9 protein-coding genes are annotated in these 11591 nt (G+C 47.1%); 3 read left to right on the forward strand and 6 right to left on the reverse strand.

Going from position 1 to position 11591, the window contains the following annotated elements; all coding sequences use genetic code 11:
* The 3 genes from KKE17_07795 to KKE17_07805 all read right to left on the reverse strand — a co-directional run.
* On the reverse strand, positions 1-712 hold a 712-nt coding region (locus KKE17_07795), incomplete at its 3' end, for a 3'-5' exonuclease (protein ID MBU1709888.1).
* A 31-nt stretch (positions 713-743) separates the two neighbouring features.
* Positions 744-2675 (reverse strand): CBS domain-containing protein, encoded by a 1932-nt coding sequence (locus tag KKE17_07800; GenBank protein ID MBU1709889.1) that lies wholly within the window; start codon positions 2673-2675, stop codon positions 744-746.
* Positions 2676-2806: 131 nt separating this feature from the next.
* Positions 2807-3307, reverse strand: coding sequence for a hypothetical protein (locus KKE17_07805; protein ID MBU1709890.1), 501 nt, complete (start codon positions 3305-3307; stop codon positions 2807-2809).
* 335 nt (positions 3308-3642) lie between these two features.
* Here KKE17_07805 and KKE17_07810 point away from each other — a divergent pair, with 335 nt between their 5' ends.
* Positions 3643-4281, forward strand: a complete 639-nt coding sequence (locus tag KKE17_07810; protein ID MBU1709891.1) for a response regulator transcription factor — start codon at positions 3643-3645, stop codon at positions 4279-4281.
* Between the two features lie 160 nt (positions 4282-4441).
* Here KKE17_07810 and KKE17_07815 read toward each other — a convergent pair whose 3' ends face one another.
* The 3 genes from KKE17_07815 to KKE17_07825 all read right to left on the reverse strand — a co-directional run bounded on the left by KKE17_07815 (position 4442) and on the right by KKE17_07825 (position 9044).
* Positions 4442-5374: a DUF1566 domain-containing protein gene (locus tag KKE17_07815; GenBank protein MBU1709892.1), complete on the reverse strand. Its 933-nt coding sequence runs from the start codon at positions 5372-5374 to the stop codon at positions 4442-4444.
* A 578-nt stretch (positions 5375-5952) separates the two neighbouring features.
* Positions 5953-7764 carry a FapA family protein gene (locus KKE17_07820; GenBank protein MBU1709893.1) on the reverse strand — a complete coding sequence of 604 codons (1812 nt, stop codon included), beginning with the start codon at positions 7762-7764 and terminating at the stop codon, positions 5953-5955.
* Positions 7765-7964: 200 nt separating this feature from the next.
* Positions 7965-9044: a GHKL domain-containing protein gene (locus KKE17_07825; protein MBU1709894.1), complete on the reverse strand. Its 1080-nt coding sequence runs from the start codon at positions 9042-9044 to the stop codon at positions 7965-7967.
* Between the two features lie 405 nt (positions 9045-9449).
* Between KKE17_07825 and KKE17_07830 the strand changes: the two genes are divergently transcribed.
* Together KKE17_07830 and KKE17_07835 are read left to right on the forward strand one after the other, a co-directional pair.
* Positions 9450-10349, forward strand: coding sequence for an AEC family transporter (locus KKE17_07830; GenBank protein ID MBU1709895.1), 900 nt, complete (start codon positions 9450-9452; stop codon positions 10347-10349).
* Between the two features lie 343 nt (positions 10350-10692).
* On the forward strand, positions 10693-11591 hold an 899-nt coding region (locus KKE17_07835; protein ID MBU1709896.1), incomplete at its 3' end, for a cache domain-containing protein.

Consider the following 11591-nt stretch of genomic DNA (forward strand, 5'->3'; position numbering starts at 1 on the left):
AAAAGAACGACAATCCGGCACGTCCGGCGCTGAACAATTCTTTCAGGGTATGATAGCCGTGCTTGTGAATATTCTTGACCAGATAGAGAAAAAGATAGGCGGTCTGCAAGGCGTCTTCCAGGGCATCATGCTTTGAAAACTCAGGAAGACCGTAGGTTTTGACCAGATCAGCGAGATTATAGCTGACCTGCAGGTTGAAACGATCATGGTACTGCTCCCAGCACATGGCGGTATAGGCCTGGGAAAGACGCATGGTATCCAGGCAGGGGTTGCGCATCACCCCGCCGAGAATCCTCTTTGCCGCCCGGTTGACAAAGGCAACGTCAAGATCCACGTAATGCCCTACGAGCAGGGCATTGCCGCAGAATTCGATGAATTTATCCAGAATCGCGGCAATTGCCGGGGCGTCCTCGAGCTGCTCCGGGGTAATCCGGTGAATGAGTGTGCTGTCGCGGGGTTCCAGGGAGTCAGGCCTGACAAAGGTATGAAAGGTTTCCCCGGCAATAATCTTCAACCCCCTGATACGCACCGCGCCGATGGAGATAATCTCGTCTTTCTTCCGGTTCATGCCGGTGAGTTCGGTGTCAAAAACCACAAACTCGTAATCACTCAAAGGCATATTCTGATCAAGGGTATTAAAAAAGACGTTGTTCTCTCGAATGAGGGGATGCACTTCTTTTGGTTCTTTAGCGCCCAGCATTTTTAAAAACATGCAATATCCCCCGGCTTCAGACCTATCATGATCATGCATTCACCAGCTTGAATTCATACTGGATAAAATTCTGCATGCGTTGAATAACTGCAAAGGCTTCTTTCAGAGTCCTTTTTTCAAGGTCGGAAAGATATTTCGGGTTAATGTAGTTATCAGGAGTTTTTCCGTCTTCAAGCTTCTGCAGTTGGTGAACAAGGCGTAATTGCATGAGAAATTCATAGGCTTCGATCATCTCCAGATACAATTCCCGCGGCATTGCCTCACGCTCCTGCAGGAGTTGCAGGCGAACCAGAGTGTTTGTTTCCTGAACCCCGTGTTTCAGTGACATAAGCCGGGCAAAATCCACAAAAGGCACCAGCCCCCTGGTCTTAAAATCAAGCTGGTCCTTGTGTTCACCGTCTTTTTCCACAATCAGATTCTTGAAAAAGGACAGCGGCGGACGGGTACGCTGGCAATCTCTTGCAAGATGCAGCAGGAAAATATCCCGTTTTGCGGCTTCGGCAGCCAGGTGTTTTCTTAGAGCATTCGCAAGTTCAAGATCCCCGAAGCCGCCGCGGAAATCAAAAAATATCGTGGCGTTCAAGACCTCCTCGGGATTCGGAGTCATTATCCAGCGATCGAAATACCCCTCCCAGGTGGCATAGGATTGCCGCCATCTGGGATTGGAGGCCATGATATCTCCAGGGCAGCGGGGATAGCCGCATTTGACCAGATGTTCGATGGCCTTCTCGCCGAACACCTTGAAATACTCCTCAGCAGCTTTAGCCTGTTTTTCATTTACAGGATTGCTGTAAATGATCGCGTTGTCCTGATCGGTCATGAAGGTCTGCTCACGGCGGCCCTCACTTCCCATGAGCAGCCAGCAGAAAGAGACCGGCGGATTGCCCAGCTCGACCACCAGTCGGCTCAGAAGTTTTTCAAGGATATGATCGTTGAGTACGGTGATCATTCTGGTAATGTTGTTCGCCTTGGCGCCGTCCTCGATCAACGATCGGACAACCTGCGAGGTGCGGCCGGCAATTTCATAGAGACCTTCCGCCTCTCTCTGGGCGGCAATTTCTCTGAATATATAGATCGGCGACGTCCCCTGGAGCACCATGATATCATGGGTGGTAATAACCCCGATGATTTCTTCATTGCTTTCAACGACCAGATGATGGATACGGTTGCTCATCATTTTGAGCAGGGCGTCGAAACACACCGAATGGGACTGAATCTTATGTACAACCTCGGTCATGATTTCGCTGACCGGCGTTTCGTATTTGAGTCCAACGGCAACTACCTTGGTGCGCAGATCCTTGTCCGTGACTATACCTGCGAGTTTGCCGCTGGCATCATTTACCAGCAACGAACCAATTCGATGTCTGGCCATTTCGGCGGCGGCAAACTGCACTGAATCACTTGAAACGATTGCCCTGGGCACGCCCTTGACGATATCCCCCACCCTGGCATTAAAAAGGTACAACCCGCTCTCAAGCCGCGGCCCAACCTTACGTTGTCGGAGTTCGTGGTAAGCGGTCTTAACCAGTTTTTCTGAAAAACTCTTCAGATAATACTGAGCAACTCTGGGCGAAGACCGTACGAGGTGGAGAAAAGCTTCTTTGGAAAAAAGAAAACAGAAGGTGTCCTCAATGGTTTCAACGTTAAGATTCGCTTTTGTTTCCTGAATAATCGGCAAGGCTCCGAAATATTCTCCTTCACCACGGAAATCCTTCAAGGTGATCCCGCCACCTTCATCCTGAAGATAAATCCTGACCCCGCCTTTCTGAATCAGGAAAAAATGCATGACTTCGGTTACATCCTGCTGGAAAATCCTGGTGCCTTTGGGATAAAAATCTATCTGGCACTGCTTTGCGAGGCTGTTTAACTCATCAGGTTCAAGCTCATTGAACGGCATGGTTTTTTTAAGAAAATCCATCACCACTTCTGCCGGGACAGCATGAACGTCATTGTTTTTCGTCATTGGTATTCACCTGCATTTCAATACGGATTAGCGGGAGGCGAACTTGGATTGAAGGCCGTAACTGAATCTCCACACAACATGAAAGAACCCGCAAGTATTCAGTCTGTGCAGGGCTCGCCTGGGGGTCTCATTCATTTTGAATCGTTTTTCTGTCGGACTTCTTCATCTTTGATTTCAGCCTTTTTGGGAAAAAGCGTAAGATACATATATCCTGAAATACTGATGAGTATGAACAGAAGAGAGGCCTCCTGCCAATGATGATTTTCCGGCTGTACCAGCGCCAGAATGGAAAGGACAAACAGGAACTGGTAACCGATTTTTCTGAATCGGAGGACTTCCCGCAGGACATAGACATTCACTATGGGAACGATAAGAGAGAGAAACAGAAAAAGATCAAGGACTCCGAAAGAAAAAGCGACAATCAGTTTCTTAAAGGTAATGAAGGTCAGAACTGCGGCGATGACCAGATTATGGAATTGAACTTTTTTTCGGTCTGCGGGGTACGAGGAGGTATTCAGATAAAATAATGCCTTCTGATGGTCCTCCCTGTCTTTCAGTTTTCTCCATATGGCAGGCTTACCCAATCCTTCCTGGAGCATTCTTTCAACAATTTTATCAATTTTTTCAGCCATATCCTCTCACATTGCTCTCGGTTTCAACAACATTTGCCGAATAATTCATTAATAGTTCCTAATGTATTTCCACATTAATGCTTATTTGTCCAGTTCCCTATAACCAGGCTGAAATTTTTATACTGTATTGACCTGGAACACAAGTACAACGCATTGAAACTCCCCGCAGCAGAGATTCCCTGACTTCAAGCGAGAGGGAATGCACTCGCTGCTCCTGTCACCCCATCCCCCAGTCCCTTGAATTTCTTGACAACTTCCTGATTGATCGATATAACTTTATGATATTTCTATAAAAGATCGCTTTCACAATTTCACGAATCACCCCGGGGCAGAAATTGATCAAAATCCTTCTTGCAGATGATCACAGCATAGTCAGGGCCGGATTACGCCGACTGCTTGATGAGACGGAAGACATTAAAGTCATTGCCGAGGCCTCAGACGGCAGTGAGGCAATCCAGAAAACCCATGAGACAAAACCCGATGTCGCAGTCATAGATATCTCCATGCCTGGACAGGACGGACTTGAAGTCATTGACCAGTTGCTGATTTATTATCCCAAACTGCCAATCCTTATCCTGACCATGCATGAGGAAGAGCAGTACATTGTCCGGGCAATTCGCTCCGGCGCCAAAGGGTATCTCACCAAACGCTCGGCCCCGGAACAGCTGGTCAATGCGATCAGAAAGGTTTATTCCGGCGGCACCTTTCTCACTGCCGAGGCAGCGGAAACCCTTGCTGTCCGCATGGGCGCAGGCTCCAACCGCGGGAATCTGCTTGATGAACTTTCCAACAGGGAAATACAGGTGTTACGGCGACTTGCCATGGGGCAGACCAACCGGGAAATCGCCGATGTGTACAACATCAGCATCAAGACCGTTGATACCTACCGGTTCAGGTTACTTAAAAAACTCAAGCTCAGGAACAATGCCGAGCTTTCGCGCTTCGCTATCCAGAACAACCTTGTTGAGTTGTAAGAAGGGCACTCATCAAAATTGTTGAGTAACAATCAGAGTACGGCTTTTATCAAATTATCTCAGGTAATTGAGGGGAACAAAGCCATTTTTACGCAGCCGAGTATCGCAAAAGCTGCCACGACAATGATTCGGGCAAAAAAGCAATTTTCCAAGGCGTTCATCAGATATTCCGGCAGAATCTTCCAAACCCACCCGGATTGAATCCGGAAGCCCAGTAAACGGTCCCCTGCTTGAAATCAGCAAACCAATAGCCCCCCGGCAAACGCTGGGCATCCAGAAAGATGAAGGGTTGTGCCGTTGAAAAACAGGCATGTATGTGCAGATCTTTTTCATTCAGGTCCGGATTCAGCAGAGACAATGCCTCTTCAACGGTGGGCAAGCGCCAGTCATTGAAACCCGCAAAACTTTTCCGGTTACACTCTCCAAGGGTCTTTTGCATGGAACGGATTGTGGCGATGTCCGCGCCGCGTCGCTGCCACATGATGCCGGTACGATGATCAGTGACCGTGCGATTGTCACCGTTATCCACCAGGAAATTTTCAAAAAATCCCTGGGGATTATATTTACTGTCAAAGAAATTATGCCTTAAAACGATTCCCGACATTGCCTGGTCGTCAATCTCGCTGTGGGTAGATTGCAGAAATACTTTCTCGATTTCAGGGATTGGCGAACCCGGCCCGGGCAGGCCGCTTGCCATGTCTTCAACTTCCAGACCACTGACAACCGGTTTAACTTTTGTCGCATCATCGGTATCAATTACATTGCTGATCAGCCATTTTTTCAGCGCATCGTCAACTGCGTAACTTTTATCCAGGCCTTGCGTTTTCCCGTGCCCGGCAACACAATTGTCAATCAAGCCCTGGGGTACATCAATTTCCGCAAGCACCCGGGCATATTTTATGCCGCGCTCCATAAGGCAGACCTTTGCAGGATCCTGCCAGGTATCAATATAGAAATAATAATACCTTTCTGCCAAACTCCGTACCCGCACCCTGCTACCCCAGCTTTCAAAGATGGTAAACGTAAGCTCCGGGGTTATTTCCCAATCAATTGATATATTTTTCTCCAAACCAAGTTTTTCAAAGATTCCCATGTGCCCCCCATGATATTTTTACAGGTTTAACAGATATTTTCCGCAATGATAACTTTTATCGTTAAGAATGTGAAGAAAAAAATGGAATGCCTGCCTACCACAGGCTCTATCAGCCTGTCGGAGAACTACTTTTGTTACGAGATTTCGTGAAAATTTCAGGAACAGGGCAAAATTGACTCCGAGGCGACCGGACATATAATTCCCGGAAGTTCAGCAGAGCCGGGATGAGGAAATTTTGAGGATGGCAAAGCAGTCCACAAAATGTGCAGCCCATTGCGGTAAAATGAATTAATCAGTCCGATTCCCAGCCCGTTCTACTCACAAACCGAGACGGTTGCAGATCCGAAAAACAGTTTGTTCGGCTCGATGCATAGGCCAAACAACCTGAGACAGATAAGTGAGCCTGCGAGACTCCAAAGGAGATGCGGCTGTAACGGTTTGCCTCTGGCGGACATTGAACCATGTTTCTTGGTTGCTGTATTTTTGCTGATTTAACAAAACTCAGACAAGTTTATCTGTGCCCTGAATAATATAAAGCCATTGACCATGAATGAGGCCGGGACCACGAGAAAAACGAGCTAATTCCCCGGCTTGATTAATTTTAAAATACCGGCGCTGAAATCATCCTCATCTTCGGCAAGAACGTATTTGACAACCATCTCCTTGGAAAAATTCTCAGGAGTAATCATAAATCTGCTTGCCCCGCATAGAACCATTATCTCACTTTTGCCCCCGCCAAGTTCTAAATGGTGAAATTCTATCAGGAGTTCTTCTTTAATTTGCCTGCGAATCTCCTGCAATTCCTCCACCTTTATTGATAGATCGTTCCGGGCCAGTTTGAGGTTGCCCTGGATTGAATTATAATCGTTTATATGGGTAATCAGGATATCTATACGCCTCAGGATGGATTCATTATATTTATCCTCACCCAATGAATTCTGGAGCTCATAACAGAATGTTACGAGATTCTCCGGTATATCTGCCGCAACCTGAAATGATTTGACCAGTGCGCCTTTCAGGGCATCGATCATTTTCCGGTTTCGCGACCCTGCCGGTTCAGCCTTGACCGCGACTTCGAGTTTGACCGCCAGGGTCAGAATAACCGTGGCTGAATTTTTCAGATCAGCGCTGACAATGTCTACTTTTTTTTCACGGAAAGCAACGGATTCCGTGAGCTCACGGGCTCGACAGAACAATTCCTCTCCCAGTGATATTTCGTTCATTCCGGCAAATTTATTTTTGCTGAATTTTGCGGTTTTCGTATGAATTTTAATCCCCAGACAATTAGCGTTTTCTTCAAGTACAAAGATGTCTCTGGCGGTAAAAACCGTGAGGCTGGCGTTTTTCTTGACATGAATGGTGCTTGCCGTGGCAATGGCATTGTTGATGCTTGAAACGGTGAAATCGCCGGATGCGGTGACTTTGCAGCCGTTGGTTACCAGCTCTGCCATGACATCGGCCGCCTCAATTGCTTTTCCTTCAACCTCGCCGCTGACATGAATGAACCCGTCTGACTGCAATGAAAAATTGCCTCGGACATTTCCTTGAATGTCAAGACTCGCAACACTATTGAGATTGCCCACCTCATAATTGATGTCGCCGCGCACAACCAGGGTCTCCGAGACTTCAATACGGTCAAGGGTTCGCGGGTCGTTGGGCACCCGCAACGAGTAATTTATCGCGCCATTGCAATTTGAATAGAGTTCGACTGAATCCCTGGCTTCCTGTTCTTCATCCCGAAAGATATTTTTCTTTGACCAATGGATCGAATTTCTCTTGCCGGTTTTTTGTTTCAGCATTTTTCCCTGACAGGTCACCCCGGGCATGCCATCGGTCTTGTCAAAAATCTTTACCAGGAGTTCTCCTTTATGGATATTGGGAATGCTGTTTATTTTTTTCCAGTCAATACTGCCGTCGGGGCTGATTGTGCCTGATCGTTTCTCCCAGTCAAAAGCGAGATCAGTGAAACCGTCGCAGCCATCTTCAGGGGCCTTTCCTTTAACGGACAGCAATCGCTTCTCCGGCCGAAACAGCACTGAAACAATCCGGGGTGGCAATTCATTTTCAGAGGGAATAGGAAATGAGACGGTTGTGCCGATGCCGATACTGACCCTTTCTTTTTTAAGAAGTGTAATACCGAAATACCTGACGAGAATTTCTTCCACCGCCAGGGCCAGGGTTTTAAATTCAACCTGCTTTTCAGTGGAAAGATCCATAACCGCCTCCACTTCATCATCGCTGTACTTTACCTTGCTGTAAAAATTTTGAGCCAGTGCGGCAATTTCTTCTTCAAATCCGGCGACATCTTTGTTGACTTCAGCCGCTTCAATATCTTCTGACGCAGCCGCAAGCGCTGATTTATCGTGATCATTTGTACCAGAAGTCATCATCAAGTCTCACAGTAATAGTTTGATGTTTTCAATACATCATTGCCGCCAGAAATTCCAAAAGCGGAACCGCCGGCAATTTGTCCCTGATACTTCCTCTTCTTCTGCCGATTTCGCTATAAAACTTATCGTCATTCAAGCATATTTTGATGAACCTTTCCGGCCTGAAAATACCTTAAGCATCCAAAACATACTTTGAAAGGTCAACCAGGGAGAAACACCCTGAAACTTGCGCCGCCGTCTTGGGCCGATAACGCTATTGTTCCGCCATAGCCTTCGACAATCTTCCGGCTGATTGAAAGACCCAGTCCGGTACCGTCTTCCTTTTCAGAAACAAATGGCTCGAAAATCTTCTCTCGCAGATGCTCGGGCACACCTGGTCCATTGTCGGACACCGTCACCGAAACGCCCTTCTCCTCTTTGCTGATTTCAATACCCACCCTGCCGCCCCGCGGTACCGCATCAATGGCATTGAGGATGATATTCAAAAAAACCTGGGACATCTTAGCCCCTGCCACCGGGAAATCCATACATTGCTCAAGGCCTCGGACTGTAATGGAAACCGATTTCTTTCTAACCTGCCCGGCAAGAAGCTTGGTCACCTGATTCATCACTCCGCTGAGTGCTTCGGTTTCTTCCTCTGCTCTTTTGTGCTGCCTTGAATACTGCAGCACGCCTTCCACTGTGGTATTGAGCCTTGACACCTCCTTCAGAAGAATTTCGGCAAATTCCCGTTTCGGGTGGCCTTCGGGGAATTCATCGATAAAAATCTCTGCCGTGCCTTTTATGGAACTCAAGGGATTCTTTATTTCATGGGCAAGGGAAGCCGCCATTTCCCCCAGTGCCGAGAGCTTCTGGCTGGCACCCAACTGCTCCTCAACCTCAAGCAATAACTGGGTTTCTTCATGAAGTCTGGCATAGGAACCCTCCAGTTTCTCCGAGAGCAGTCGGTATTTTTCACGCAGCGCCGCAGCCCGTCCGGCAATCATTCCGGTGACCAGGCCGGCTGCAAGATAGAGGACTATTTCCGTAAGCTCGCTCAGGTATGTAAGGGATTCGCCGCCCATATAGAGCAGCAGATGCGGGATAAAGGCGATGGACGACAGCACCGCAAGGCTCAATCCGCCGCGCACCCCGAACCAGATTGCACCGATGACAATGGGAAAATAACTCAGCCGCCGGTATGTATCATGAAAAAACATATGATGCCCGGGGGTGAAAAAATGCAGCAACCCGATGCCGACAACAATTACTACCAGAAATGGATAGAGTAATTTCCTCATAAAAAGGATAATAACATAGTGTTAACCGGAACAGCGAGACGAAACAAAGTTCATGCTATTTTTCTCAGACATGCCTCCGGTTGTCCGGGGTGTGGCGGTCAATGACTTCCTGTCTTGAAAACGGGATATGGAAGCAAAAAAACCTGGAAGCCAGACCTGACAAAAAACAGCCGGTTAACGTCTTTCAACCGTTTTTTCTTGAAAAAAGATTTTAATCCGCGCAATAGTACTCATTCTTTATATTGTCCTGCTCCTAAGAAACTCGGGTTCAACCTATTCCAGAATCCAGGGCGTCATGAAAAAAATCATTCAATGGCTTCGCAAAATCGAACACTGGCTGAGGGGTGAGAAGCGCAGCAACGCCGATGCGACATTCTGCCTGATCATTTCACCGAACATATTATTATGGAAAATTTTGTCGTTACAATAACCTGCCTGGTCATTGGCATGGCAATAAGACGAATTCCTGCTTTCCCCAAAGAGACGGGAAAGGTACTGAATCTGTTTGTCATTTACATCTCGCTGCCGGCGCTTGTCCTGCTTAAAATTCCTGAACTGGTCTTCTCAAAAAATTTACTGGTGCCCGCCTTGATGCCCTGGGTGATGCTGCTGCTCTCCTGCTTTGCGATACTGCTCCTGGCTAAAATCTTAAAATGGGACCGGTCGACTACGGGTTGTCTTCTCCTGTTGATTCCGCTAGGGAACACGTCGTTTCTTGGAATCCCGATGGTCAAGGCCTTTTTCGGCGATCAGGCAATTCCCTATGCCGTCCTCTATGACCAGCTTGGTTCTTTCCTGGCATTGACCACCTATGGCTCCTTTATTCTGGCCCTTTACGGATCAGGAGAGAATAAACCGACAATAGCCAGTGTAATTAAAAAAAATATTTCGTTCCCGCCGTTTATTGCATTGATCCTTGCCTTTCTGTTTAAAGCTCTGCCGTATCCCGCGATGGCGGCAAGTCTTTTAAGCGTCCTGGCCTCGACCCTGGTGCCATTGGTCATGATAGCCGTGGGTTTTCAACTGACATTACGTCTGAATCGCGAGACAACCTGGCACCTTGGCATCGGCCTCTCAATAAAATTGATTGCCGCGCCGATCACGGCATTATTGCTCTGCAAAACAGCGGGATTGACCGGAGAAGCAGTACAGGTGGCAATATTTGAATCCGGCATGCCGCCCATGGTTTCGGCCGGGGCCTTGGCAATTCTTGCCAATCTCTCCCCTAAACTCACCGCAGCCCTGGTTGGAATCGGCATTGTCTTGAGTTTCATTACCCTGCCCTTTCTTTATCAAATCCTGTAAAACACAAAAAACAACGAATTAATTTGATCACAGGCACAATATCCAATAGTCTCTTTTCAGGAAGAGGCGATTGGAACTGGCAATCTGGATTTCATCAAACCGAGGAAGTCAACAGCTATCGACTGAAGTCGATAGCGTGAGGCACAGAGGCAGAAGGCACAAAGTGTAAAAAACAAGCACCTCCTGGATTGACAAACATTCAGTGCCATCATTTCTTCGTATGGTATTTCTTTGTTCCATTTTACTCTCTGCCCTCTGCCTCTGTGCCTGTAATTCATAGTATTTACATGCTCAAAGCTGACCGTCTGAGACGGTGGTTTTAACCCTGACTTGAGGCTAATAAATGTTTTGGAGCAGCGGAAAAAATAAACTCGTGGCGGCAATCAGCGTTCTGCTGGTTACGGGTTTTCTGATTACAAGTCTTGCAAGTTATTTTGTGTCACGGGCGTCACTGCGTTCCGAAATATCACACAATGAACTGCCCCTGACCAGTGACAATATTTATTCAGAAATCCAGCGCGACCTGCTTCCTCCGGTGTTCATCTCTTCCCTCATGGCAACCGACACTTTTCTCCGGGACTGGCTGCTCAGCGGCGAAATACAGGAACAGCAGATAACCAAATACCTGAAAGAAATTAAGACAAAATACAACACCTTCACAAGTTTCTTTGTCTCTGAAAAAACCAGAAATTACTACCACGCTGACGGGGTACTCAAAAAAGTGTCCCCGGATGAGAAGCGGGATGAATGGTATTTCAGGGTCAGAGAAATGACGGCTGATTACGAAATAAATGTTGACCCGGATCTCGCAAACAAAGATGCAATGACAATTTTCATCAATTATCGGGTCTTTGATTATGACGGAAATTATATTGGTGCCACGGGGGTGGGCCTGACTGTCAGCGCAGTCAAAAAATTGATCGAAGTCTATCAGCAGAAATACAACCGCACTATTTATTTTGTTGACCGGTCCGGGGAAATAAAGCTTGCCGGTTCAGACTTTGACAATACAGTCAGGAATATCTCCCAGTTTGAACATTCCTCTCTGTTTACCGACAGGCTCGGCCTGAAGTCAGAAAGTTCGTTCACCTATAAAAAAGTTGGCCAGGTGGTGCATACAAACATCCGCTACATTAAAGAATTTGAATGGTACCTGGTGGTTGAACAACCGGAAAAGGAAACAATAAAACAGATTTTCATAACTCTTATCATTAACCTTGTCATTTGCGTGGCTATTACAAT

The sequence above is a fragment of the Pseudomonadota bacterium genome, assembly GCA_018823135.1.
Lineage (GTDB): Bacteria > Desulfobacterota > Desulfobulbia > Desulfobulbales > CALZHT01 > JAHJJF01.

Excerpts from the sequence above, each read along its gene's own strand:
- KKE17_07800 (MBU1709889.1), bottom strand. The coding sequence starts at position 2,675 with ATGACGAAAAACAATGACGTTCATGCTGTCCCGGCAGAAGTGGTGATG.
- KKE17_07805 (MBU1709890.1), bottom strand. The coding sequence starts at position 3,307 with ATGGCTGAAAAAATTGATAAAATTGTTGAAAGAATGCTCCAGGAAGGA.
- KKE17_07815 (MBU1709892.1), bottom strand. The coding sequence starts at position 5,374 with ATGGGAATCTTTGAAAAACTTGGTTTGGAGAAAAATATATCAATTGAT.
- KKE17_07820 (MBU1709893.1), bottom strand. The coding sequence starts at position 7,764 with ATGATGACTTCTGGTACAAATGATCACGATAAATCAGCGCTTGCGGCT.
- KKE17_07825 (MBU1709894.1), bottom strand. The coding sequence starts at position 9,044 with ATGAGGAAATTACTCTATCCATTTCTGGTAGTAATTGTTGTCGGCATC.
- KKE17_07830 (MBU1709895.1), top strand. The coding sequence starts at position 9,450 with ATGGAAAATTTTGTCGTTACAATAACCTGCCTGGTCATTGGCATGGCA.